27 protein-coding genes and 1 other RNA gene are annotated in these 22,439 nt (G+C 62.1%); 8 read left to right on the top strand and 20 right to left on the bottom strand.

Annotation, left to right across the window (positions count from 1 at the left end):
- The first annotated feature begins 5 nt into the window (after positions 1-5).
- A complete protein-coding gene (locus M0H32_RS13305) occupies positions 6-1,475 on the top strand; it encodes an aldehyde dehydrogenase (protein WP_248154711.1) in 1,470 nt (489 codons plus the stop codon).
- 43 nt (positions 1,476-1,518) lie between these two features.
- Here M0H32_RS13305 and M0H32_RS13310 read toward each other — a convergent pair whose 3' ends face one another.
- The 19 genes from M0H32_RS13310 to tkt all read right to left on the bottom strand — a co-directional run bounded on the left by M0H32_RS13310 (position 1,519) and on the right by tkt (position 17,411).
- A complete protein-coding gene (locus tag M0H32_RS13310) occupies positions 1,519-2,199 on the bottom strand; it encodes a helix-turn-helix transcriptional regulator (protein WP_248154713.1) in 681 nt (226 codons plus the stop codon).
- A 50-nt stretch (positions 2,200-2,249) separates the two neighbouring features.
- Positions 2,250-2,645 (bottom strand): RidA family protein, encoded by a 396-nt coding sequence (locus M0H32_RS13315; protein ID WP_248154715.1) that lies wholly within the window; start codon positions 2,643-2,645, stop codon positions 2,250-2,252.
- Between the two features lie 144 nt (positions 2,646-2,789).
- Positions 2,790-3,092 carry an HD domain-containing protein gene (locus M0H32_RS29635; RefSeq protein WP_248154717.1) on the bottom strand — a complete coding sequence of 101 codons (303 nt, stop codon included), beginning with the start codon at positions 3,090-3,092 and terminating at the stop codon, positions 2,790-2,792.
- 233 nt (positions 3,093-3,325) lie between these two features.
- Entirely contained in the window at positions 3,326-3,592 is a 267-nt protein-coding gene (locus M0H32_RS13325; protein ID WP_248154719.1) for a hypothetical protein, read from the bottom strand.
- 154 nt (positions 3,593-3,746) lie between these two features.
- Positions 3,747-3,881: a hypothetical protein gene (locus M0H32_RS29485; protein WP_282449358.1), complete on the bottom strand. Its 135-nt coding sequence runs from the start codon at positions 3,879-3,881 to the stop codon at positions 3,747-3,749.
- Positions 3,882-4,296: 415 nt separating this feature from the next.
- Positions 4,297-5,331 (bottom strand): peptidoglycan -binding protein, encoded by a 1,035-nt coding sequence (locus M0H32_RS13330; protein ID WP_248154721.1) that lies wholly within the window; start codon positions 5,329-5,331, stop codon positions 4,297-4,299.
- Positions 5,332-5,347: 16 nt separating this feature from the next.
- Positions 5,348-6,337 (bottom strand): flagellar motor protein MotA, encoded by a 990-nt coding sequence (locus tag M0H32_RS13335; protein ID WP_248154946.1) that lies wholly within the window; start codon positions 6,335-6,337, stop codon positions 5,348-5,350.
- 282 nt (positions 6,338-6,619) lie between these two features.
- The gene (locus M0H32_RS13340; RefSeq protein WP_248154723.1) at positions 6,620-7,426 is read right to left on the bottom strand and encodes an inositol monophosphatase family protein; all 807 of its coding nucleotides are present in this window, start codon (positions 7,424-7,426) and stop codon (positions 6,620-6,622) included.
- A gap of 71 nt (positions 7,427-7,497) precedes the next feature.
- Positions 7,498-8,061: an elongation factor P gene (efp, locus tag M0H32_RS13345; protein ID WP_148631915.1), complete on the bottom strand. Its 564-nt coding sequence runs from the start codon at positions 8,059-8,061 to the stop codon at positions 7,498-7,500.
- A gap of 153 nt (positions 8,062-8,214) precedes the next feature.
- Complete coding sequence (locus tag M0H32_RS13350; protein WP_248154725.1) at positions 8,215-9,351, bottom strand: tetratricopeptide repeat protein; 1,137 nt, start codon at positions 9,349-9,351, stop codon at positions 8,215-8,217.
- A 22-nt stretch (positions 9,352-9,373) separates the two neighbouring features.
- Positions 9,374-10,015, bottom strand: a complete 642-nt coding sequence (locus M0H32_RS13355) for a thiamine phosphate synthase (RefSeq protein WP_248154727.1) — start codon at positions 10,013-10,015, stop codon at positions 9,374-9,376.
- Between the two features lie 132 nt (positions 10,016-10,147).
- Positions 10,148-11,215 (bottom strand): class II fructose-bisphosphate aldolase, encoded by a 1,068-nt coding sequence (gene fba, locus M0H32_RS13360; protein ID WP_248154729.1) that lies wholly within the window; start codon positions 11,213-11,215, stop codon positions 10,148-10,150.
- A 242-nt stretch (positions 11,216-11,457) separates the two neighbouring features.
- Positions 11,458-11,829 carry a VOC family protein gene (locus tag M0H32_RS13365; RefSeq protein WP_248154731.1) on the bottom strand — a complete coding sequence of 124 codons (372 nt, stop codon included), beginning with the start codon at positions 11,827-11,829 and terminating at the stop codon, positions 11,458-11,460.
- Positions 11,830-11,848: 19 nt separating this feature from the next.
- The gene (locus tag M0H32_RS13370; protein WP_248154733.1) at positions 11,849-13,042 is read right to left on the bottom strand and encodes a phosphoglycerate kinase; all 1,194 of its coding nucleotides are present in this window, start codon (positions 13,040-13,042) and stop codon (positions 11,849-11,851) included.
- Positions 13,043-13,058: 16 nt separating this feature from the next.
- Positions 13,059-13,682 (bottom strand): LysE family translocator, encoded by a 624-nt coding sequence (locus M0H32_RS13375; RefSeq protein WP_248154735.1) that lies wholly within the window; start codon positions 13,680-13,682, stop codon positions 13,059-13,061.
- A gap of 44 nt (positions 13,683-13,726) precedes the next feature.
- The gene (locus tag M0H32_RS13380; protein ID WP_248154737.1) at positions 13,727-13,894 is read right to left on the bottom strand and encodes a hypothetical protein; all 168 of its coding nucleotides are present in this window, start codon (positions 13,892-13,894) and stop codon (positions 13,727-13,729) included.
- A gap of 21 nt (positions 13,895-13,915) precedes the next feature.
- Entirely contained in the window at positions 13,916-14,104 is a 189-nt protein-coding gene (locus M0H32_RS13385) for a hypothetical protein (RefSeq protein ID WP_248154739.1), read from the bottom strand.
- Between the two features lie 164 nt (positions 14,105-14,268).
- Complete coding sequence (gap, locus tag M0H32_RS13390; protein ID WP_248154742.1) at positions 14,269-15,279, bottom strand: type I glyceraldehyde-3-phosphate dehydrogenase; 1,011 nt, start codon at positions 15,277-15,279, stop codon at positions 14,269-14,271.
- Positions 15,280-15,422: 143 nt separating this feature from the next.
- Complete coding sequence (gene tkt, locus M0H32_RS13395; RefSeq protein ID WP_248154744.1) at positions 15,423-17,411, bottom strand: transketolase; 1,989 nt, start codon at positions 17,409-17,411, stop codon at positions 15,423-15,425.
- A 432-nt stretch (positions 17,412-17,843) separates the two neighbouring features.
- Here tkt and M0H32_RS13400 point away from each other — a divergent pair, with 432 nt between their 5' ends.
- The 7 genes from M0H32_RS13400 (at position 17,844) to M0H32_RS13430 (ending at position 21,661) form a co-directional block, all read left to right on the top strand.
- Complete coding sequence (locus tag M0H32_RS13400; protein ID WP_248154746.1) at positions 17,844-18,140, top strand: DUF4164 domain-containing protein; 297 nt, start codon at positions 17,844-17,846, stop codon at positions 18,138-18,140.
- 6 nt (positions 18,141-18,146) lie between these two features.
- The gene (locus M0H32_RS13405; RefSeq protein WP_248154748.1) at positions 18,147-18,527 is read left to right on the top strand and encodes a cell division protein ZapA; all 381 of its coding nucleotides are present in this window, start codon (positions 18,147-18,149) and stop codon (positions 18,525-18,527) included.
- A gap of 94 nt (positions 18,528-18,621) precedes the next feature.
- A non-coding RNA gene (gene ssrS / locus M0H32_RS13410) (6S RNA) lies at positions 18,622-18,776 on the top strand.
- A 45-nt stretch (positions 18,777-18,821) separates the two neighbouring features.
- Entirely contained in the window at positions 18,822-19,400 is a 579-nt protein-coding gene (locus tag M0H32_RS13415; RefSeq protein WP_248154750.1) for a 5-formyltetrahydrofolate cyclo-ligase, read from the top strand.
- A gap of 15 nt (positions 19,401-19,415) precedes the next feature.
- Positions 19,416-20,246, top strand: a complete 831-nt coding sequence (locus M0H32_RS13420) for a TIGR00282 family metallophosphoesterase (RefSeq protein WP_248154752.1) — start codon at positions 19,416-19,418, stop codon at positions 20,244-20,246.
- Positions 20,247-20,349: 103 nt separating this feature from the next.
- Positions 20,350-21,096: a YebC/PmpR family DNA-binding transcriptional regulator gene (locus tag M0H32_RS13425; RefSeq protein WP_248154754.1), complete on the top strand. Its 747-nt coding sequence runs from the start codon at positions 20,350-20,352 to the stop codon at positions 21,094-21,096.
- Positions 21,097-21,334: 238 nt separating this feature from the next.
- Positions 21,335-21,661: a MazG-like family protein gene (locus M0H32_RS13430; RefSeq protein ID WP_248154756.1), complete on the top strand. Its 327-nt coding sequence runs from the start codon at positions 21,335-21,337 to the stop codon at positions 21,659-21,661.
- A gap of 11 nt (positions 21,662-21,672) precedes the next feature.
- On the opposite strand, the gene M0H32_RS13435 is transcribed toward M0H32_RS13430, so the two are convergent.
- Positions 21,673-22,434 (bottom strand): sulfite exporter TauE/SafE family protein, encoded by a 762-nt coding sequence (locus tag M0H32_RS13435; RefSeq protein ID WP_248154758.1) that lies wholly within the window; start codon positions 22,432-22,434, stop codon positions 21,673-21,675.
- Positions 22,435-22,439: the final 5 nt, after the last annotated feature.

Here is a 22,439-nt window from a genome sequence, read left to right on the forward strand (position 1 = left end):
GAAACATGCAGCATTACCAGCTCTATATCGACGGTCAGCGGAGGGAAGGGGCAGATGGTCAGGTCATGACCACCGAAAACCCGTCCACCGGCGAGGCCTGGGCGAGCTTCGCCTGCGCCGCGCCTGAAGATGTCGATGCCGCCGTGGCGGCCGCACGGCGCGCGCTTTCAGATCCCGCCTGGCGGGACATGACCCAGACCGCGCGCGGCAAGCTGCTCTTCCGGCTGGCGGAGCTGATCGAACGGAACGCGGAGAAACTCGGCCGTCTGGAAACGGCAGACAGCGGCAAGCTGCTCGCCGAAACGCTGAGCCAGACCGGCTATGTCGGTGATTTCTACCGCTACTACGGCGGCCTTGCCGACAAGATCGAAGGCGCCGTGCTGCCGATCGACAAGCCCGGCATGCATGCCTTTACAAGGCGCGAGCCGATCGGCGTGGTCGCGGCGATCGTGCCCTGGAACGCGCAGATGTTCCTGACCGCCACCAAGCTCGGACCGGCGCTCGCCGCCGGCTGCGCGGTGGTGCTGAAAGCCTCCGAAATGGCGCCGGTGCCGATGCTCGAATTCGCGTCCTTGGTTGAAGAGGCGGGCTTCCCGCCCGGCGTCGTCTCGGTCATTACGGGAGATGCGGAAAACTGCGCCATTCCGCTCACCCGTCACCCGGCTGTCGACCGTATCGCCTTTACCGGCGGGCCGGAGACCGCAAAGCATGTGGTGCGCAATTCGGCGGAGAATTTTGCCGTCACGTCGTTGGAGCTCGGCGGCAAATCGCCGGTGCTGGTGTTTGCCGATGCGGATCTGGAGAGCGCCGCCAACGGATTGATCGCCGGGAATTTCGGCGCGTCGGGGCAAAGCTGTGTCGCCGGCTCGCGCGGTCTGGTGCAGCGGGAGATTTTCGACGAGCTGGTCGCAAGGATATCGGATAAGGCGGCCGGTATCCGCGTCGGCGATCCACTGGAGGCCGCGACCCATGTCGGGCCGCTCTGCACGAAGGCCCAGGTGAAACGGATCCGCGAGACGCTTGCCAAGGCGGAGGCTCAGGGAGCGACAATCCGTTTCGGTGGCGCGCTGCTCGACCGGCCGGGCAACTACATGGCGCCGACCCTGGTGGAGTGTCCCACGGCGGAAATCGAAACGCTGAAGGTGGAGATGTTCGGTCCCGTCATGTCGCTGATGCCCTTCGACACCGAAGAGGAAGCGATTGCCCTTGCCAATGACACGGAGTTCGGCCTTGCCTCGGGGCTCTTCACCAGCGATGTCGCTCGTGCACATCGGGTCTCGGAACGGCTGCATGCCGGCATCTGCTGGGTGAACACCTACCGGGCGATTTCACCGATCGCGCCCTTCGGTGGTTACAACAAGTCAGGTTACGGACGGGAAGGCGGCCTGGAGGCGGTGCTGGACTATACCCGCACCAAGACCACCTGGATCAACACGTCCGGGGCGCCGATGTCCAATCCCTTCGTGATGCGCTAGCTATCATCTGGTCCAGGTGGAACTCCGGTCAGACCCCTGAAGGTCAATCGCCTTCACATGGCTCGGTCGCCAGGAAGGCGCGCAGGCCCTTTGTGTCGTCGTCCTCGAAGACCGTGCCGGTGACGGCAAGTTTTTCGATCCGGTCGAAGCGGAACGTGCGGAAATCCCGGCGCAGCTCGCACCAGGCGGAAAACATCCAGCCGTCCGTCAGATTCCAGAGCACAAGCGGCCGGACGCTGCGCTCAGAGGACTGGCCTTCGCCGTCCCGGTAGTCGATTTCGACGATGAGACGCTGGCGGATCGCCTCGCGCACAAGGCTGACGGTGGGCGGGGCGCTGTTCTGGATCTGGAGGCTGTAAAAGGGCGCATCGGCAAGCTTGCGGTCTTCCGGGTTGGGCAGGCCCGCCTGGATCTTGGCGCGGGCTTCCTGCGCGGCGGTGGCCAGCATCGGATCGCCGGTGCGCTCGACAAAGGCAAGACCGATCGCCAGGGCGTCGACCTGATCGTGGGTGAAGGTCATGTTGGGCAGCTCAAAGCCCGGCCGCAGCAGGTAGCCGATCCCGGCCTCCCCTTCGATGGGAAGGCCGGAGGCCTGAAGATGGGCGATGTCGCGATAGATGGTGCTGAGGCTGACTTCCATCCGTTCGGCGAGCTCACTGCCCCGGATCACATCGCGGGTGCGCATCTCGTTGAGGATTCGAAACAGGCGTTCCGCGCGTCGCATTCTGTGCCTTTTCTGTTGCCGGCCAGGTTCGTTGCGAGGAACGCCTGGGGTTAGTCGGCGGCCGTCGCTTCGATCTCGAACAGGAGCGGGGCAAGCGCCAGACGGGTCACCCCAACTAGGGTCATCGGCGGCGCGGCGTCAACCGGTCCGAAGCGCATGCCCATGAGATCGAAATTCTTCAAGGCCTCGTCCACATCCGTGGCGTAGATCCTCAAGGACGTCACGTTGGCCAGGTTCATCCCGGCTGCGCCGAGCACGGCTTCGAGATTGTCGAGGGCAAGGGCAATCTGGCCACGCATGTCACCGGGATGTTGCGGATTGCCCTCGGCATCGACGGCCGTCTGGCCGGCGCAGACCAGCTGCCGGTGTCCGCCCTCCAGGATTTCGGCCTGATGGTACCCCAGCTTCAGCGACCAGGCCCAGGGATTGACGGGTGTTCTCTTCATCGGAGCTTTCCTTCGTTCGTTCGGAGAGCCCTTAAGAACCACAGGCCTGCTGTCAACGTGGTGAGAGGAGTGTTGGTTGAAGAAAAAAATAGAACCGGGGTGCGTCGTTCGATCCAGCTCCAGCTTGGCAAACGCCTTTTGCTGTCAACCCGCGCGTGCCTTGACCGCTGCGGGATCGACGCCCGCCTGCACCATTTTCATTTCGGCGCGCGCTCTGAAGACCGCAAGAAGCGCGCTCAAGGATGAGTCATGGGCGCATTCCCGGTCCATCTTGGAATAGACCAGTCCCAGTTCCTGTTCCGTCCAGGTTTTCAGATCCGCCGGATTGTACTGATGCTGAACTTCCAGCTTGTCTAGGGCACGAGCGAACTTCGCTTCTGGGGTCTCGCAGGTCTCGTATTCATGCCAAAGCTCCAACAGCAGCTCGCCCGATTCCACCGAGAGCATGGCGCGCATCCTTGCCATCGCGTCGGCTTCGTCCGCGAGGGCGGCCGGGAGGCGGTGCTGGATTACACCCGCACCAAGACCACTTGGATCAACACGTCCGAGGTGACTTTGTCCAACCCGTTCGTGACGCGGTTGAGCGCCTTCGATCCTGGCGTGGAACCGCGTCCAGCCGTGCCGCAGGAGATTAATAGTGGCCGGTATTTTTCGAGACCAGCGTTGGAAAACACCCTGGTTCATGTTTCCAACGGTGGCACGTCTCCAAGGCGGACGATGAAGGTCGGATCACTGTAATCGCCAAGATCGACATCAACTTCGATGGAGTAAGCATCGGCCCCGGCGTATGAGCCGCCATCAAACATCCGGTGCGCGCGGGCTTCCGCCTCGGAAGAGGTCTTGCATTCGATCGCAGCTGCTTGAACGAGGACAGGTTTTTTGGCAGCCCCTCTGCCACGCTCCACGCGCCGGTATGTCTGGCAAACGAATCGTATATCGCCTGTCATGGTTCTGAATTTCCCTTCCTGGTCCACGCCAGGACAGCAAGCCAGCCACTTCAACGTTACCTGCCTGCAGGTGCCTGCGCCGACGAATTCCGGGGACAGGGGTGTCACATAGATTCGACGGTGTGTCGAACCTGGAAACCGACACCCCGATGGATCACTTTGCCTTCTTTTCTCCCAGAAGCGGCAGGGTCTTGCCTTTGCTGAAGTCAGCCGTCGCGGAGACCTTTTCTTTTATCTTCTTGGGCTTTTTCTGCTCGCGGTTCCCGCGTCTCTTGTCGCCTTTTGACATCTGATTGCCTCTTTCATGAACCGGTCTGATGGCTTGACAATCGTGCGGTCCGGTTTTTCGTCCGCGTCAATTGCTGGTCTGAGATCTGCGGTCGATAGAGGATTACAGCGGCCTCGTTCTTCCGTTCAGCGGTTCAATGGCTGTGCTCCAGGCGCCTCAGGCGTGTGGCCGGAATTTGCCGCATTGCGGTTCTGCCGGCAGGCTCGAGTGCCAAGCCCCCACAACCGCGACAACCCGGATTCCAGGTTCGCGGTCAAAGTCCGACCAGCATTACTTGAATTTTGGAACGAAAAAACTTGGGGCGCTGACGTTCTATTCGGCGGATCCAAGACAACCTAAATAGCAGGAAAGACGGTCAATAGATACAAATCATTCTTCTGCAGTGAAATATTATCATTCCTGTATGGATTGTCGATCACCGCTCCGTAAGCTTCAGCTCGATGCGCCGGTTCTTGGCCAGGGCCTCGGGCGTCTCGCCGTCTTCCAGCGGCTGGAACTCGCCGAAGCCGGCGGCGACAAGGCGTTTGGGATCGACGCCCTTTTCGATGAGATAGCGGACCACGGAAATGGCGCGGGCCGCGGAGAGTTCCCAGTTGTTGCGCAGCCGGCCGGTGCCCGACAGCGGGCGGGCGTCGGTGTGGCCGTCGACACGCAGGACCCAGTTGATTTCTTCGGGGATCTGCGCGCTCAGTTCCTGGATCGCTTCCGCGAGCTTGTCGAGCTCCTGCTCGCCATCCGGGTTGATGTCTTCCTGGCCACTGTCGAACAGCACTTCGGACTGGAACACGAAGCGGTCGCCGACAACGGAAATGTCGGAGCGCTGGGACAGGATCTCGCGCAGGCGGCCGAAGAAGTCGGACCGGTAGCGCGACAGCTCCTGCACCCGTTGCACCAGCGCCGCGTTGAGGCGCTTGCCGAGGCTGGCGATCTTGGCCTGGCTCTGCTCTTCCTTGGCCTCGGAGGCTTCCAGCGCGGCATTGGCGGCGGCGATCTGGCGGCGGAGCGCGGCAATCTGCTGGTTCAGCAGTTCAACTTGCGCCAGCGCTTCCTGGCTGATCTGGCGCTCGTCGTCGAGCAGGTTCTCAAGGCGCGTTGCCTTGCCGCCCGCAGCATCGGCGGCACCCGAACTGCTTTCCAAGAGGCCGAGCAGACGGCTCTGTTCGGCTTCGGCGTCCGTGAGGCTCGCCTGGAGGCCCAGGATCGTGTCTTCCAGCTCACCGGAATTGGCGCGTTCCAGCGCCAAGAGTTCAGTCAGTTCGCTGATCTGGGCGTTGAGGCGGTTGAGCACGGTATCCCGGCCGGACAGCTGCTGGGACAGGAAAAACTGCGCGATCATGAAGATCGACAGCAGAAAGATGATGACAAGCAGGAGCGTTGCCATGGCGTCGACAAAGCCGGGCCAGTAGTCGGTTTGCTGTCCCCTTCGGCGGGCGCGCAGTCCTCCTGCCATTTCAGAAACGCTCCTGTTATTCCTTGGCGCGGTCGAAGGCGGCGGCGATGGAGGTCAACAGACCCTCGATCCGCTTCTGCTGCTCGCCCTGGGATTCCGCCCAGTCACGCATCATCTGCTGCTCGGAGCGCACATGCTTGACCAGGCCCTGAATGCCTTCGGCGAGATTGGCCATGGCCTGGTTGGCGTTCTTGCCGCCGCCGTCCTCGACACTCTTTTGTAGTGCGCTGATTGAGGCCTGAATTTGTTCCACGCCGGGCGAATCCGACGCGTCGAACAGGCCTTCTTCGGAGGCAATGTCGGTGACGGTGGAGAGCCAGTCTTCCAGTTCGTTGTAGAACCGGTTCTGGGCCTGGCCCGCCTGCAGGTCGAGAAAGCCGAGGATCAGCGAGCCGGTCAGACCGAAAAGCGAGGACGAGAATGCGGTGCCCATGCCGGAGAGCGGTGCTTCCAGGCCGGCCTTCAGATCCTCGAAAATGACATTGGCGTCGCCAGAGCCGACATCCAGCGACTGGATGGTGGCACCGACCGAGCTGACGGTCTGGAGCAGGCCCCAGAAGGTGCCGAGCAGGCCGAGAAACACCAGGAGGCCGGTCAGGTAGCGCGACATCTCGCGGCTTTCCTCGAGACGCATGCCGATGGAATCGAGGATCGAGCGGGCGGTGGTCGGCGTCAGGGCCATGTCGCCGGCCTTGTTGCCGAGAAGCGCGGCCATCGGCGCCAGCAGCACCGGCGAGCGGGTGTCGAGCGCCGGGTCGCCGATGCGGAAGGAATTGACCCAGGTGATTTCCGGGAACAGGCGGATGACCCGGCCGAACAGGAGCAGTACGCCGAAGACGCCGACGAGCACGATCAGGCCGTTGAGGCCCGGATTGCTCATGAAGGCGGTCGATATCTGCGGAAACAGAATGAAGGCGATGAAAGCGACGATCACCAGGAAGATGATCATGAAGGTCAGATAGGCCCTCGGGCTGGACAGGCTGTAGGGATCAAATTCTCGGGCCATATCGCTCAATCAGTCACCTGTTTCAGACGTAACCGATTGATAGCGTGATTTTTAACGCCTTGGAAACCTCTTATAGCCGTTGAGGGGACAATTAAGTCTGGAAAGGCCGAATTCGGTACGGTTAGCCAACACACCGCCTCATCCTTTGGAGGACCGACAGGTCCGCCTCGAAGGATCGGCCGCACGGTCCAAAACAAGTGGCTGGATCCTTCGAGACGCCGCTGCGCGGCTCCTCAGGATGACGCTGAATGTGCAGGAAGCTTGTTGGTAAATGGGCGGCTGTTACCCCTGAGCCGGGGCTTCGGCCTGTTTCAAAAGGCGCAGCAGCTGCTTGTGGGCGTCTTCGTTGCCGACAACGATGTCGCCGTTGTCGAGCATCTTGTTCTTGCCCTGAAGGTCGCTGACGAAACCGCCGGCTTCGCGCACCATCAGGATGCCCGCGGCGATGTCCCAGGAATTGAGGCTGCGCTCCCAATAGCCGTCGAGGCGGCCGGAGGCGGTCCAGGCAAGGTCGAGGGCGGCAGCGCCGCACCGGCGGATGCCGGCGACTTCCGGCATGATGTAGCGCAGCTCGCGCAGGGTGCGGCCGTGGTCGCCCTTGCCGATGAAGGGCAGGCCGGTGCCGAAGACCATGTCATGCAGGTCGGAGCGGCCGGCAACGCGCAGACGGCGGTCGTTCAGGAAGGCGCCGCGGCCACGCTCGGCGGTGTAGAGTTCGTCCATGACCGGATTGTAGATTACCCCGGCAACGATCTCGCCGGCTCGCTCCAGAGCGATCGAAGTGGCGAAGATCGGAATGCCGTGCAGGAAGTTGGTGGTGCCGTCGAGGGGGTCGACATGCCAGCGGTGCTGACCGTCGCTGCCTTCGACCTCGCCGCTTTCTTCCATGACCAGGCCAAAGGTCGGCCGGGCCTTGGTCAGTTCGGCGCGCACGATCTCCTCGGCCTTGCGGTCGGCCGCGGAGACGAAGTCGCCGGGCCCCTTACGGGAGACCTGAAGATTTTCCACTTCGCCGAAATCGCGGACGAGCGAGCGTCCGGCCTTGATCGCGGCTTGGGTCATCACGTTGAGGAGAGCTGTGCGGGCCATGGGTCGTCACTTGTTGTTGGGCCGCCCGGACGCATCCGGGCGTGCCAAATTAGGGTATCGCGTGCGCCGGATCAGTCCGCGCGGCGGACATATTCCAGGGAGCCGGTGTCGACGATGATCTTTTCGCCGGCGGTGATGAACGGCGGCACCATCACGCGGACGCCGTTTTCCATCAGGGCGGGCTTGTAGGACGAAGACTGGGTCTGGCCCTTGACCACCGCATCGGCTTCCCGGATTTCCAGGGTCACGAATTGCGGCAGGGTGATGCCGATCGGGCGCTCTTCATGCAGTTCCACGGTGACCATCATGCCGTCCTGCAGGAAAGCGGCGCGGTCGCCGACGAAATCCGCCTGGAGTTCCAGCTGTTCGTAGGTTTCCGTGTCCATGAAGATCAGCATGTCTTCTTGGGTGTAAAGGTACTGGAAGTCCTTCTGTTCCAGGCGGACGCGCTCGACCTTGTCTTCGGAGCGGAAACGCTCGTTGAGCTTGCGGCCGTCGATCAGGTTCTTCATTTCGACCTGAGCGAAGGCACCGCCTTTGCCCGGCTTGACGTGCTGGACTTTGACAACCGCCCAGAGGGTGTCCTGGTGCTGAAGCACGTTACCGGGCTTGATTTCGTTTCCGTTGATTTTCATGGAACGACCGACTTTGTATATTGTTAGGATCTTGAGCGGCGCGGCCGGGGGGCAGGGCGCCGGAAATTTGCTCGCGCCTGTCCACCACAAAAGCCCGGTGAATTCAAGGAAAAAAGGCAAACAGCCTTACGAAACCGGCAGTCCTCGCGAGGATTACGGAGTTTCGCGTGCCGGATCTTCCGAGGGCGCCATCAACGTTGCCGAATATTGCTCAGCCAGTTTGCGCGCTTCTTCCATCGTGGTTTCGTCGAGGCTTTCCACGATCCGGTCGAGGTTGAAGTCGGAAACGCCGAGCGTTCTGGCAATGAGGTGCCAGCCGGCGGCAGCGGCAAAATCCTGTTCACGGCCGCGGCCATAGGCATAGACCCGCGCCAGCCGGTTCATGGCAACCGGATTGCCGCCGGTCGCGGCCCGCTCGAACCAGTCCGCCGCTTCCGCCTCGTTCGGGTCGACGCCTTTGCCCTGAAACCTGAGGATGCCGTAGTAAACCTGCGCGGAGGTGTGGCCGCGCCGGGCGGCTCGGCCTATCCAGAACGCGCCCTGCCCGGGATCGTTCAGCCCGGTCTGGGCTTCCAGATAAGACAGGCCAAGGGCGTATTGTGCCTCCGGGTCGTTCCGTTTCGCAGCTTCCTCGAGGAGTTCCCGGGCCTTGGCCTCGTCGAACGGGCGGCCTTCGCCTTCCTGGTAGGGCAGCGCGAGATTGTAGAGCGCCGAGGCGTTGCCCGCGTCGGCGGCCTGCTGGAAATAGTCGGCCGCCTTTTTCTTGTCGGTATCGACGCCCGTACCGAGCAGATAAAGCTGACCGAGCTGCATGGCCGAGCCGGCATCGCCGCTGGCGGCGGCCAGTCGATACCAGTCAGCGGCCTTGGCCTTGTCCTGGCGAATGCCGAGGCCGGCTTCATGCAAGACACCCATCAAGGCCTGGGCGGCCTTGTCGCCCTGTTCGGCGAGGGGCGTGGCCAGACCGAGCGCAGTCAGGAACCAGCCGCGCTGAAAAGCGTCATATGCCGTATCGGCGACGGCTTTTTGGCCCTCTTCCAGCTTGGGCGGACCGGCATCGACGATGCTGCGCAGAGTCTTGTCGCGTGTGGTGACGTCAACCAGCGCGGGCACCGGTACGTCGATCGCAGGCTTGGCTTTCTCTGGCTCAGCCGTTTCGATGGCGGCCGGCGCGGTGCTGTCTGTCTGCTGGGCGAGGACCGAAGTGGTGGACAAGGCGGCGGCCAGCGTTGCGGCCAGAAGATGACCGGTCCGCTTGTGGTGGGAAAGGCGCGTCCTTTTTTTCGGCATCGGTCCTGCTTGGCCTCCAGATCTATTCGGTTTCCGGAAACGGATGGGCTTCCAGGATCGTGTTGGCGTGTGCGATGAGAGATGAAATCTCCGTGTCGGATTGCCAGATGGCGTCCTTCAGGGCGACAAAATCCGCACCGGTCGCGGCGACATCGCCGAGCGTGTCGAGACAGTTGCCGGCCATCGCGACACAAGGGGTTTCGAACAGTTCCGCCCACCAGGACGCATTGCGCAGCGTCTTGTCATGGGCGCAGTCCTTCTCGGCAAGGTCCAGCTTGCCGAAAAAGAGATAGTCGACCCCGGTCTCGGCCCATTCCATGGAGTCATGTTTCAGCTTGGTGCCGCCCGTGCCGACGATGCGGTCGGGCTGGAAGCTTTCGACTGCCAGCTTGAGGTCTTCCAGAGACGTGTCGACATGAACGCCATCCGCGCCGCTGCGACCCGCCGCCTGGGTGTCCCGATAGACGATGGCGGCCGCGCCGCCCGCCTGGATGATGGGGACCAGCACGTCGGCGGTCGCCTGGACGTCCTTGGTGCCGGCGCCGGGCATGTAGATCAGCACGCAAGCGATGTCGCCGCCCCTAAAGGCCTGCTGCAGCTTCTGGGCGATGTCGGCCGTGTCAAACGCCGGGGGCGTCACGAGAAAGAGGCGGGGGCGGTTCACGTCGTCGGTCCTGATTGATCTCTTCGGTCTAAGCGGTTCTTGTCCCTAAAGACGGCGAAAGAGGGACGCAAGGCCCCTCTTTCAACAAAGTGACTGAAACCGGACCCGCGATCAACGCCGCGGCGGTGCCGATCAGGCGGTTTTCGGATCCAGCTCGCCGGCCTGGTAGCGTGCGGCCATGTCGGCCAGGGTCGCGATTTTCTTGATCTTGGATGCCTGGCCGGCCGTGTTGAACGCCTCAAGACGGGCGCCGCAGAGCTTTTCCATCGCGTCGCGCGCAGGCTTCAGATATTTTCGCGGATCGAATTCGCCCGGATTCTCGGAAAGGATCCGACGGATCTGGCCGGTCATGGCCATGCGGTTGTCGGTGTCGATATTGACCTTGCGCACGCCGTTCTTGATGCCGCGCTGGATTTCCTCGACCGGCACACCCCAGGTCTGCGGCATTTCTCCGCCATACTGGTTGATGATGTCCTGCAGATCCTGCGGCACCGAGGAAGAGCCGTGCATGACCAGATGGGTGTCCGGCAGGCGACGGTGAATTTCCTCGATCACGTTCATTGCGAGGATCTCGCCATCCGGCTGACGGGTGAACTTGTAAGCGCCGTGGCTGGTGCCCATGGCGATGGCAAGCGCATCGACCTTGGTTTCCTTGACGAACTTGACGGCCTCTTCCGGATCGGTGAGCAGCTGGTCGTGGCTGAGCTTGCCTTCCGCGCCATGGCCGTCTTCCTTGTCGCCCATGCCGGTTTCCAGCGAGCCGAGCACGCCGAGTTCGCCTTCGACGGAGATGCCGCCGAGATGGGCCATGTCGGTCACGGTCTTGGTGACGCCGACATTATATGCCCAGTCGGCCGGGGTCTTGCCGTCGGCTTCGAGCGAGCCGTCCATCATCACCGAGGTGAAGCCGGCCTGGATCGCGGTCATGCAGGTTTGCGGCGCGTTGCCGTGATCCAGATGGACGCAGACCGGAATATGCGGGTAGATCTCGACCACCGCATCCATCATGTGCTTCAGCATGACGTCATGGGCATAGGCGCGGGCGCCGCGCGACGCCTGGATGATCACGGGAGAATCGGTTCGATCCGCTGCCGCCATGATGGCCAGTGCCTGCTCCATGTTGTTGATGTTGAACGCCGGAACGCCGTAATCGTGTTCGGCGGCATGGTCTAGAAGCTGGCGGAGGGTAATGCGTGCCATCAAGTATCTCCCGAAGGTCCGGATCCTGTCGCGTGAAGCGTATCAGGGTGAACGCTATCAAAATTTCACGTCACCACTGTTGCGGTGCGTCAATCCCCGGTGGTTCTAACAAGATTTTCCGGTAGGGAAAGAGGCTCGCGACCGCTTAAATCAATTTAAATACAGGGACCTGCCCGAAAAGAACCAAGCTTATTTAATTCGATATTCGAATTAATTGAAAGGCGTATGTGTCCACAGGACCGTTACTGAACCGGCGAACTGATGTCGACAAAGGTGCCTGCCGGATCCCGCAGGATCATGCGTCTCTGGCCGTAGGCCATGTCGCGCGGGGCTTCGACGATGACCGCGTTGAGGGTGCGGGCGCGCTCGTAGACGGCGTCGCAATCGGCGACGACAAAGGTGAGGATGACCCCGGCCGGCGCCTTCTGGGCGCGAGCCGGGACGATGTCGCTGGTCTGGTTGAGGATGCCGAGTTCAAGCCCCGGCGTCTCGGGATCGACCAGATTGACGAACCAATCGGAGGAAAACTGCGGCGTCAGGCCAAGCAGCTGTTGGTAGAAGGCCGCTGTCGCGGCGACCTCCTCGGTCAGGATGTTGGTGAACTGACGCAGCATATCCGCCTCCCGGTGCCAATCAGGCGTCGAGTGCCTGGACGCCCGGAAGCGCCTTGCCTTCGAGCCATTCCAGGAAAGCCCCGCCCGCGGTCGAGACATAGGAGAAGTCGTCGGCCGCGCCCGCGTGGTTGAGCGCGGCAACGGTGTCGCCGCCGCCGGCCACGGAGTTCAGCTTGCCCGCTTTTGTGTTTGCCGCGGCGTGCTTGGCAGCGGCGACGGTTGCCGTGTCAAAAGGCGCGATCTCGAAGGCACCGAGCGGGCCGTTCCAGACCAGGGTTTTGGCGGCGTCGATCTTGCCTTTTACGGTTTCAATGGAGGCGGCGCCGACATCGAGGATCATGCCGTCTGCGGGGATGGCATCGAGCGCAACGGTTTCATTGTCCGCGCCGGCCTTGAATTCCTTCGCGACGACGGCGTCCGCCGGAAGCACGATCTCGCAGCCGGCCTTGTCGGCAGCGGCCATGATCTTTTTCGCGGTGTCGGCCAGGTCGTGTTCGCACAGGGACTTGCCGACATTGACGCCCTGGGCCGCCAGGAACGTGTTGGCCATGCCGCCGCCGATCACCAGCATGTCGACCCTGGAGACAAGATTTTCCAGAAGGTCGATCTTGGAGGACACCTTGGCGCCGCCGACCACGGCGAGCACGGGGCGGACCGGTTCGCCGAGGGCGGAGCCGAGCGCTTCCAGCTCGGCCTGCATCGTGCGGCCGGCATAGGCGGGCAGCAATCTGGCGATGCCTTCGGTGGAACCATGAGCGCGGTGCGCGGCGGAAAAGGCGTCATTGACGTAGATGTCGCCATTGGCGGCAAGCGCCTTGGCGAAATCCGGGTCGTTCTTTTCCTCGCCCGCATGGTAGCGGGTATTTTCCAGGAGCAGGACCTCGCCGTCGGAAAGTTCGTTGACCGCATCTTCCGCAAGCGGGCCGATGCAGTCATCGGCGAAGACGACCGGCTTGCCGAGCAGGGCGGACACTGCCGGGGCGACCGGGGCCAGCGACATGTCGGCGACCCGCTCGCCTTTCGGCCGGCCGAAATGAGCCAGCAGGACGACCTTGGCGCCCTTGTCGGAGAGTTCCCGGATGGTCGGCAGGACGCGCTCGATGCGGGTTGTGTCGGTGACCTTGCCGCCATCCATCGGCACGTTCAGGTCCACACGGACCAGAACGCGCTTGCCGGCAATGTCAGTCAGGTCGTTGAGAGTTTTGAAAGCCATGGAAGAACACCTGTCGTCAGGGGCGGGTCGAATTGGTGGTGACGGCGATGCCGATGCCGAACAGCGTCAGCAGCACACCGAAAGAGCGCTCCATCCAGAGTTTGGCGCGCATGAACTGCAGCCGGACGGCCGGCAAGGTGAAAAACATCGTGACCAGAACGAACCACAGAAAGACGCCGCCGGCCATGATCACACCATAGCCGATCTGGGTCCAGAGCGGCGTCGCCGGAGAGGTGACCTGCAGGAACACACTGAGCGCGAACATGGTCGCCTTCGGATTGGTCACGTTGGTGAGGAAACCCCAGCGCAGCGCCTTGAGCGGCGGCATGCCGGTCAGGGCGTCGCCGGACGGCATCTCCTTCGACGCCGTCCGGTACATGGTCACGCCGAGGAAAATCAGGTAGGCGGCGCCGATCAGCTTCAGCGCGTTGAAGAGCAGGATCGACTGGGAGACGATCAGGCCGATGCCGGCCAGCGCGTAGGTCACATGGACACCGAGCGCCAGGGCAATGCCGAGCGCGGTCATGATGCCGGCGAGGCGTCCGCCGATCAGCGCGTTGCGCAGCACGACAGCGAAATCGGGACCCGGGACGATGGCGACCACAACGGTCAGCGAAATGACGGTGAGAAGTTCGAGCACGTAAACTCCACGGCTTAGGAAATGCGGGAACGGAAGGCGAGGGCTTAATGGTCGGATGGCGTTTCGAGGTTTATCGTTTCAGCCTTGATGGCGTTAACATCGGGCTGCCAACGATGGTGCGACTTATTGTGGCGTTCCTTCGAGCGGTCCAGAACGTAGAAGCCCACCCCGACGAGGATCACGAGAGGAATGAGAACAGCGAATGAGGTCATTGCCAGCTTCTTCTCATCGGTTCATGTCTTTCCGGCCCGCTTTTCCCGGTGCGTGAAAGCCTCGGTTGGGGGCTCGCCGAGATCCGGTTCCCAGTCCTGATCGGACGGGATCCGTTGCTGTTCCTCAGAAAGATCGGCCCTGTAGAAGTAAAAGCCGACAAGGCATCCCACGGCGAACAACGACCCGATAATGACCAAAAGAGCGGTCATGGCAGTGCCTCCGAAATTGAACCGCGCTCAGGGGCAGGACCCTGGCATCACAAGTTTAGCGGAGGTCAGCCTGAAATGATATCTGGCCGTTGAATTCGAGACAGGTTCAGCGGTGAGGCCGGGAAAAGACGCCGGACCGGGGCCGGCGTCTTCAGAAGTCTTGTTTAGATCAGCTTCGCCATTGCGATGGCCGTGTCGGCCATGCGGTTGGAGAAGCCCCATTCGTTGTCGTACCAGGACAGGATGCGCACGAAGGTGCCGTCCATGACCTTGGTCTGGTCCGTGTGGAAGACCGAGGAATGGCTGTCATGGTTGAAGTCCATGGAAACCAGCTTTTCGTCGGTGTAGCCGAGGATGCCCTTCAGCTTGCCGTTGGCGGCGGCGCGGATGGCGTCGTTGATTTCCTCAACGGTGGTTGCGCGCTTGGCGATGAAGTTGAGGTCGACCACGGACACGTTCGGGGTCGGAACGCGGATGGCGACGCCGTCCATCTTGCCTGCTAGGTCCGGCAGCACCAGGCCGACGGCCTTGGCGGCGCCGGTGGAGGTCGGGATCATCGACATGGCCGCGGCGCGGGCGCGGTAGAGATCCTTGTGCATGGTGTCCAGGGTCGGCTGGTCACCGGTATAGGAATGGATCGTGGTCATGAAGCCTTTTTCGATGCCGACAGTCTCGTTGAGAACATAGGCAACCGGGGACAGGCAGTTGGTGGTGCAGGAGGCGTTGGAGACGACCAGATCGTCCGCTGTCAGCGCATCGTGGTTGACGCCATAGACGATGGTCTTGTCGGCGCCGTCCGCCGGTGCGGAGACGAGCACTCGCTTGGCGCCGGCTTCCAGGTGCGCCACCGCCTTTTCCTTGGCGGTGAAGATGCCGGTGCATTCCATCGCGATTTCAACGCCGAGCTCGCCCCAGGGCAGGTCCTTCGGGTCGCGGATCGCGGTCACCTTGATCGGCTTGCCGCCACCCACGGAAATGGTGTCGCCGTCAACGGTGACTTCTGCCGGGAACCGGCCGTGCACGCTGTCATAGCGCAGCAGATGGGCGTTGGTCTCGACCGGGCCGAGATCGTTGATTGCAACGACTTCAATGTCGGTGCGGCCGGATTCGACGATGGCGCGCAGCACGTTGCGGCCGATGCGTCCAAATCCGTTGATTGCTACCTTGGTTACCATAATCCACTCCCGCAATCTTCAGTTTGCCTCACACGAGGCTAAACCGATTTAAAAACCACATCTAGTGGTCGCTTGATGAGCACATTTGTGCCCGAAGGCCCGGCACCATAGGAGGAAGTCTTGGTGCCGGGAATTGATTTCGATTAAGCGCCGAGCTTTTCCTTGGCGGCTGCGACAACGGCTTCCTTGGTGATGCCGAAATGCTCGTAGAGCTGCTTGTAGGGGGCGCTTGCGCCGAAGCCGGTCATGCCGACAAACACGCCGTCGTTGCCGATGAAGCGGTCCCAACCCATGCGGATACCGGCTTCAACGGCAATCTTGACCGGGCTGGTGCCGATCACGGCAGCCTTGTAGTCGTCGGACTGGGCTTCGAAGAGCTCGAAGGACGGGACGGAGACGACACGGGCGGCGATGCCGGCTTCGGTCAGTTCCTTATGGGCGTCCGCGGCAATTTCGACTTCCGAACCGGAGGCGAAGATCGTTACCGCGGCATCGTCTTCGCTGTCGATCAAGACATAGGCACCCCTGGCGCAGAAATTGTCTTCCTCGAAGGTCTTGCGCAGGGACGGCAGGTTCTGGCGGGTGAGCGCCAGCACGGACGGACCGTTGCGGTTTTCCAGCGACAGCTGCCAGCATTCCAGCGTCTCTGTGATGTCGGCCGGACGGAAGAAGTTCAGGTTCGGGATCGCGCGCAGAGCGGCGAAATGTTCCACCGGCTGGTGGGTCGGGCCGTCCTCGCCAAGACCGATGGAATCGTGGGTCATGACGTGAATGACGCGCTGGCCCATCAGGGCGGCGAGGCGGATCGACGGACGGCAGTAATCGGAGAAGATCAGGAAGCCGCCGGAGTACGGTACAAGACCGCCATGCAGGGCGATGCCGTTCATGGCCGCGGCCATGCCGTGTTCGCGAATGCCGTAATGGATGTAGCGGCCGGAGAAATCGTCCGGGGTGACCGGTGCGGTCTGCGCGGTCTTGGTGTTGTTGGAACCGGTCAGGTCGGCGGAGCCGCCGATGGTTTCCGGCACAACCTCGTTGATGACACCAAGCACCGCTTCGGAAGCCTTGCGGGTTGCCATGGTCGGCTGCTCTTCGGCCAGCTTCTTCTTGTAGTCCATCATGGCAGCGGCATAACCGGCCGGCAGGTCGCCGCGGTTGCGGCGTTCGAATTCGGCGCGGGTCTCCGCATCGGCTTCGGCGAAGCGCTTCTGCCAGTCCTTGTGGGCCAAGGCGGAGCGCAGTCCGGCAATGCGCCAGGCGTCCAGAATGTCGCTCGGAACCTCGAACGGCTCATGAGGCCAGTTGAGGGCGGCACGGGTGCCGGCAATTTCTTCTGCGCCGAGCGGGGCGCCATGCACCTTGGCGGTGCCGGCCTTGGTCGGGGCGCCGAAACCGATGGTGGTCTTGGCGGCGATCAGGGTCGGGCGGTCGCTGGCCTGGGCCTGGCGGATCGCGGCGGCAATGGCAACCGGATCGTGGCCGTCGACGCTGAGCGTGTTCCAGCCGGACGCGGCGAAACGGGCCTGCTGGTCGGTGCTGTCGGTGATCTCGACCTTGCCGTCGATGGAAATGCCGTTGTCGTCCCAGATGACGATCAGCTTGTTCAGCTTCAGGTGGCCGGCAAGCGAGAGGGCCTCCTGGCTGATGCCTTCCATCAGGCAGCCGTCGCCGGCAAGAACGTAGGTGTAATGGTCGACAAGGTCGCCGCCGAAGCGTGTCGATTGCAGCCGCTCGGCGATCGCCATGCCGACGGCATTGCCGAGCCCCTGGCCGAGCGGGCCGGTGGTGGTCTCGATGCCGGCGCCGTGGCCGAATTCCGGGTGGCCGGCCGTGCGCGCGCCGAGCTGGCGGAAATTCTTGATCTCTTCAAGGGAGAAGTCTTCATAGCCGAGCAGGTACAGCAGGCTGTAAAGCAGCATGGAGCCGTGACCGGCGGACAGGACAAACCGGTCCCGGTCGGACCAGTTCGGCGCCGTCGGGTCGAATTTCAGGAATTCGGTAAACAGCACCGTTGCGATATCCGCAGCGCCCATCGGCAGCCCGGGATGACCGGATTTGGCCTGTTCCACGGCATCGATGGCAAGAAAGCGGATCGCATTTGCCATGCGCTGGTGTTTGTCAAGATCGGTCATCTTCTTCCCGTTGCTTGCTTTGGAGCCCCTTGATCCGAGCAGAACGCTCGTTCAGGTAGATTTGAGGTACGTTGCTCAAAAGTTAACTATCGTCAATTTCGATCAGGCGCCAGACAAATATCAGGAACCGCACCCGAGTCAACAAAGCAGCACCCATCACGAAGTCTTCTGTTTGGGGAAGAAAATTTCCGGCCACGGGTTAGAAGGTTGAGGATTCTGCCAATGGCGGCATTGACTGGGAGAAGTTGCGGTGCCTAAGCTCGACGCCCTGATAAAGATTTGCTTTTTCGCCGTCATGCATGCACTGCGGACCACGGTTCTGTTTGCACAAGATTTATGCACGAGACGTCAGGGTGAAAGCGCCAAATCTCCAGTCTGATGCTTGAAAAGGATGGGCGGGCCGCCGCAAAAACACTTGGGACAACGTAATTAATGGCGGAAATCGACTGCATGGAAAAGACCAGCCTTGCTGATGCGGTAAGACGCCTGGATCAGGCTGTCGGCCAGCTGGAAACCGCTGTGCAAAGACGCATGGACGCGGACCGGTCCCTCAATGCCATGCAGGACGATTTGCAAAGAATGGGGGAAGACCGCTCCCAGCTTGCCGCCTCCCTCGATGAAAGCCAAGCCCGCGCCTCACGGCTGGAAGAAGCCAACCGTGATGTTTCGCGACGTCTTGTCTCAGCCATGGAAACCATTCGCAGCGTGCTCGACGCGCACGGAGGATAGGCGCACATGGCTCAGATCACGGTCACCATCAACGGCAAATCCTTCCGCATGGCCTGCGACGATGGCGAGGAAGAGCGTCTCCAGGGGTTGGCCGCCCGCTTCGACGGCTGGATCAACGAATTGCGCGGCGCCTTCGGCGAAATCGGCGACCAGCGCCTGACGGTCATGGCCGGCATCATGGCCACCGACCAGGTGTCTGAACTCGAACGCAAGGTCGCCCGTCTGGAAGAGGATCTGGCGGAGGCGAAAAAACAGCAGGTCGCCGCCCTCGACGACATGAGCCAGAACGAGGAAGAGCTTTCAAGGGCCGTCAACACCGCGGCCGCCCGCATCGAAAGCCTCGCCGACAGCCTGTCCAGGAGCCTGAAGGCGTCGGACGTCTCTTAGGCATCCAATTTGCTGCCAAGTCTCTTTCGAATTCGTTTGTGACGAAATCCATGCCGCTCTGGTAATTGCGGCAAGGCCGGATTATATGCGGTACTTGCGGCTGCCCGATACGTCAGGAACATTATCCCCGGGGCCTTACGCATTCCTTCGGGAGCTGTCCCTGCTCTGGGCCGTGGTCCGTTGCATACGGCGCCCACCTACATTGTAGGTTCTCCGGGATTGCAGATCCAACGGTCGGGCGGCCGCGCGTTCCTTTTTCAGGACGCGGGCCGTAGTGAAACATTTTGAGGGCCCATGACCGATCTCCTTTCACCCGCAGATGAAAAAGCGGCGCTGCGCAAGGACGTGCTTGCGCGCCGGAGCGCCATGCCGGTGACCGACCGTATCGAACGCAGCCTGCAGCTGGTCGATCACGCCGACGATCTGCCCTTGCCCGGTGGTGCCATGGTGTCCGGGTTCTGGCCGATCCGGGACGAGATCGACGCCAGACCGCTTCTGGACCGGTTGCGTCAGAAGGGCCATGCCCTGTGCCTGCCGGTGATGGTTGGGCCCAACCTGATTTTCCGGCGCCTGGACCGGGACACGGAGCTGGTGCCGGCCGGCTTCGGCTGCATGGAGCCTGGACCAGAGGCCGAAGAGCTGCGACCGGACGTGCTGCTGATGCCGCTGGCCGGTTTCGACAGCCAGGGCAACCGCATCGGCTATGGCAGGGCGTTCTACGACAATGCCATCGCCAGCCTTGAAAAAACCGGCCCGGTTCTGCGTATCGGCCTTGCCTTTGCGATCCAGGAGGTTGACCGCGTGCCCGTGGAAGCGCATGACAAGCCCTTGACTGGAATCCTGACCGAACGTGGCTATCGCGCGTTCGGCTGATGTCCGAGGGGACGAATGCGTATTTTGTTTCTGGGCGATCTGGTCGGCCGCGTCGGCCGGACCGCCGCCATTGAGGAATTGCCCGGTCTGGTGGAAGACAACCAGCTGGATTTCGTGATTGTGAACGGCGAAAACGCCGCTGCCGGCTTCGGCATCACCGAGGCCATTCTCCAGGATGTGCTGGACGCGGGCGCCGATGTGGTGACAACGGGCAACCATGTCTGGGACCAGCGCGACACGCTTGTCTATATCGAACGCCAGGACCGCCTGCTGCGGCCGGTGAACTATCCGGCCGGCACGCCCGGCCGGGGCGCGCATCTTTATACGGCGCGCAACGGCGCAAGGGTGATGGTCGCCAATGTCATGGGCCGGGTGTTCATGGATTCGCTCGACGATCCCTTCGCCGCCATCGACAGGGCGGTCAATGATTGCCCGCTCGGGGATGTCGCCGACGCCATCATCGTCGATGTGCACGCGGAAGCCACCAGCGAAAAACAGGCCATGGCGCATTTCCTCGACGGCCGAGTGAGCCTTGTCGTGGGCACGCATACCCATGTGCCGACTGCCGATCACCAGATCCTGGAAAACGGCACGGCCTATATGTCGGATGCCGGCATGTGCGGTGCCTATGACAGCGTGCTCGGCATGGAAAAGGAAGAACCGGTCAACCGGTTCCAGCGCAAGATCCCGGGCTCGCGGTTCACGCCGGCTTCCGGCGATCCGACCGTCTGCGGCGTCGCCATCGAAACGGACGACCGCACGGGTCTGGCGGAGCGGATCGCACCGCTGCGGATCGGCGGTCGGCTGGAGCCGGTGGTGCCGCCGTTCTGGAACGGCGGTTCTTGAGGGCATCACTCGAGAAATTCACCGAACTGGATTTTCGCTGCCAACTTGCCTATAAGCGGCGCAGTTTTTGACCGACATCATCCGCAGAGAACCGAGAAGAGCCATGGCAGGCCATTCAAAATTCAAGAACATCATGCACCGCAAAGGCCGCCAGGACGCGGCCCGTTCCAAGATGTTCTCCAAACTGTCCAAGGAAATCACCGTCGCCGCCAAGATGGGCGACCCGGATCCGGACTCCAACCCGCGCCTGCGTCTGGCCGTCCAGAACGCCAAAGCCCAGTCCATGCCGAAGGACAACATCCAGCGCGCGATTAACAAGTCGCAGACCGGCGATGGCGAGAACTACGAAGAGATCCGCTACGAAGGCTACGGCCCGGCGGGTGTTGCCGTGGTCGTCGAGGCGCTGACCGACAACCGCAACCGCACGGCCTCCAACATCCGCTCCTATTTCACCAAATGCGGCGGCTCCCTGGGTGAAACCGGCTCGGTGTCCTTCATGTTCGACCGGGTCGGCGAGATCGTCTACAAGCCGGAAGCCGGTGAAGCGGACGCGGTTCTGGAAGCAGCCATCGAGGCCGGTGCCGAAGACGTCCAGTCCGACGAAAGCGGTCATACTATCTACACCGCCTTTGAAGACCTGAACGACGTCTCCACCGCGCTCGAAAGCGCACTGGGCGAAGCGGACAGCACCAACATCATCTGGAAGCCGCAGAACCTGACGCCGGTCGACGCGGACAAGGCCCAGACGCTGATGAAGCTGATCGACATGATCGAAGACGACGACGACGTCCAGAACGTCTACACCAATTTCGATGTCGACGAAGACACCATGGCGGCGCTTGCGTCCTGATCCCTTGAAGGATCACCTCAATTGAAAACCCCGGCCCGGCCGGGGTTTTTGTTTGCTTGAACGCCCTCTCCTTCGTCATCCCGGCCAAGCGCAGCGCGAGCCGGGACCGGGGAGCCAGAAGTGCTTGCCGGAACGGTAAACCAGAGACCTCGGCTCCCCGGTCCCGGATCTTCGCTGCGCTGCGTCCGGGATGACGATCGAGAGGGGCAGAGAAAAATTCACCCTCGTGGAGACCGGTATGTTCAACATCTACGACCTGACTCAAAAAGACCCGAAGACCTTGCAGGAGCGGGCGTTGAAACTGGCCGAGGAGGCCGGGGAACTGGCGCAGGCGGTTCTGTCGGTGACCAAGGCACCGGGCAGTGAATACAAGGGGCACGACCTGGCCGACGTGCGTGAGGAGGCTGCCGACGCGGCAATAGTGGCGCTGAGCATTCTTGCGCAAGCTTCGGAAAGCCGGGAGGAGTTTGAGGCCGAGCTCAACCGGTTGATGGCGGACAAATGCGCCAAGTGGCAGGAAAAGCTTCCGGTGTCATCGGTTGACACCGTGAAACGCTCTGACTGATAAATCCAAGACTACCGGAACAGGGAATCCAGGGCCGGCATGCTGCTGAGGGCGGCGAGGGCAATCAGGCCGTAGGCCAGTTTGCGGTAAAGACCGGGATCGGCCTTTTTGAAGCCGTTGGAGCCGAGGAAAATCGCCAGCGCATAGACCGGGATGGCCATCACCAAAAGGTGCAGGACTTCGAGCGTGAAGAAGCCGTTCAGGGTGTAGGCGACGAACGTGCCGATGCTGGCCAGCGCGAAGAAGACGATCAGGTTTGCGCGGACAATCGCGGGTTCCCTTGCGCTGGAGAGCCAGAAGGCGACCACGGGCGGACCGCCGACCTGGGATACGCCGCCGAGAATGCCGGCGACCGCACCGACGCCGAAGGAGACCGGCTTGGTGGGCTTGCTCTGGTAGCGCCAACCGGAAATCAGCAGCAGCAACAGGCCGGTGACGATGATGAAGATCGCCCATCTGAGGACAAGCACGTCCGAGGTTGCCAACAGCCATGCCCCCAGTTGCACGAACACGATCGAGCCGAGCACCGCCGGCAGGACCGTCGACCAGTTGCAGATCCGGAACGCCCGGATGACAAGCGGCAGCGCGACGATGCCGTCAACGAACAGGAACGCGGCCGCCGCCGTTGACGGCACCATGACGCTGGTTGCCACCGGCATGAAGATCATCGCTGCGCCAAATCCGGAAAAGCCACGCACGAAGCCCGCCACGAACAGGACAGCCGCGAGAAAGACAAGAAGATAGGGCGGAAACGAGCTGAAGATGTCGAACATGGGCT

It is taken from the genome of Roseibium sediminicola, assembly GCF_023156505.1.
Taxonomy (GTDB): domain Bacteria; phylum Pseudomonadota; class Alphaproteobacteria; order Rhizobiales; family Stappiaceae; genus Roseibium; species Roseibium sediminicola.

Excerpts from the sequence above, each read along its gene's own strand:
- M0H32_RS13305 (WP_248154711.1), top strand. The coding sequence starts at position 6 with ATGCAGCATTACCAGCTCTATATCGACGGTCAGCGGAGGGAAGGGGCA.
- M0H32_RS13310 (WP_248154713.1), bottom strand. The coding sequence starts at position 2,199 with ATGCGACGCGCGGAACGCCTGTTTCGAATCCTCAACGAGATGCGCACC.
- M0H32_RS13315 (WP_248154715.1), bottom strand. The coding sequence starts at position 2,645 with ATGAAGAGAACACCCGTCAATCCCTGGGCCTGGTCGCTGAAGCTGGGG.
- M0H32_RS29635 (WP_248154717.1), bottom strand. The coding sequence starts at position 3,092 with ATGCTCTCGGTGGAATCGGGCGAGCTGCTGTTGGAGCTTTGGCATGAA.
- M0H32_RS13325 (WP_248154719.1), bottom strand. The coding sequence starts at position 3,592 with ATGACAGGCGATATACGATTCGTTTGCCAGACATACCGGCGCGTGGAG.
- M0H32_RS29485 (WP_282449358.1), bottom strand. The coding sequence starts at position 3,881 with ATGTCAAAAGGCGACAAGAGACGCGGGAACCGCGAGCAGAAAAAGCCC.
- M0H32_RS13330 (WP_248154721.1), bottom strand. The coding sequence starts at position 5,331 with ATGGCAGGAGGACTGCGCGCCCGCCGAAGGGGACAGCAAACCGACTAC.
- M0H32_RS13335 (WP_248154946.1), bottom strand. The coding sequence starts at position 6,337 with ATGGCCCGAGAATTTGATCCCTACAGCCTGTCCAGCCCGAGGGCCTAT.
- M0H32_RS13340 (WP_248154723.1), bottom strand. The coding sequence starts at position 7,426 with ATGGCCCGCACAGCTCTCCTCAACGTGATGACCCAAGCCGCGATCAAG.
- efp (WP_148631915.1), bottom strand. The coding sequence starts at position 8,061 with ATGAAAATCAACGGAAACGAAATCAAGCCCGGTAACGTGCTTCAGCAC.
- M0H32_RS13350 (WP_248154725.1), bottom strand. The coding sequence starts at position 9,351 with ATGCCGAAAAAAAGGACGCGCCTTTCCCACCACAAGCGGACCGGTCAT.
- fba (WP_248154729.1), bottom strand. The coding sequence starts at position 11,215 with ATGGCACGCATTACCCTCCGCCAGCTTCTAGACCATGCCGCCGAACAC.
- M0H32_RS13365 (WP_248154731.1), bottom strand. The coding sequence starts at position 11,829 with ATGCTGCGTCAGTTCACCAACATCCTGACCGAGGAGGTCGCCGCGACA.
- M0H32_RS13370 (WP_248154733.1), bottom strand. The coding sequence starts at position 13,042 with ATGGCTTTCAAAACTCTCAACGACCTGACTGACATTGCCGGCAAGCGC.
- M0H32_RS13380 (WP_248154737.1), bottom strand. The coding sequence starts at position 13,894 with ATGACCTCATTCGCTGTTCTCATTCCTCTCGTGATCCTCGTCGGGGTG.
- M0H32_RS13385 (WP_248154739.1), bottom strand. The coding sequence starts at position 14,104 with ATGACCGCTCTTTTGGTCATTATCGGGTCGTTGTTCGCCGTGGGATGC.
- gap (WP_248154742.1), bottom strand. The coding sequence starts at position 15,279 with ATGGTAACCAAGGTAGCAATCAACGGATTTGGACGCATCGGCCGCAAC.
- tkt (WP_248154744.1), bottom strand. The coding sequence starts at position 17,411 with ATGACCGATCTTGACAAACACCAGCGCATGGCAAATGCGATCCGCTTT.
- M0H32_RS13400 (WP_248154746.1), top strand. The coding sequence starts at position 17,844 with ATGGCGGAAATCGACTGCATGGAAAAGACCAGCCTTGCTGATGCGGTA.
- M0H32_RS13405 (WP_248154748.1), top strand. The coding sequence starts at position 18,147 with ATGGCTCAGATCACGGTCACCATCAACGGCAAATCCTTCCGCATGGCC.
- M0H32_RS13415 (WP_248154750.1), top strand. The coding sequence starts at position 18,822 with ATGACCGATCTCCTTTCACCCGCAGATGAAAAAGCGGCGCTGCGCAAG.
- M0H32_RS13420 (WP_248154752.1), top strand. The coding sequence starts at position 19,416 with ATGCGTATTTTGTTTCTGGGCGATCTGGTCGGCCGCGTCGGCCGGACC.
- M0H32_RS13425 (WP_248154754.1), top strand. The coding sequence starts at position 20,350 with ATGGCAGGCCATTCAAAATTCAAGAACATCATGCACCGCAAAGGCCGC.
- M0H32_RS13430 (WP_248154756.1), top strand. The coding sequence starts at position 21,335 with ATGTTCAACATCTACGACCTGACTCAAAAAGACCCGAAGACCTTGCAG.
- M0H32_RS13435 (WP_248154758.1), bottom strand. The coding sequence starts at position 22,434 with ATGTTCGACATCTTCAGCTCGTTTCCGCCCTATCTTCTTGTCTTTCTC.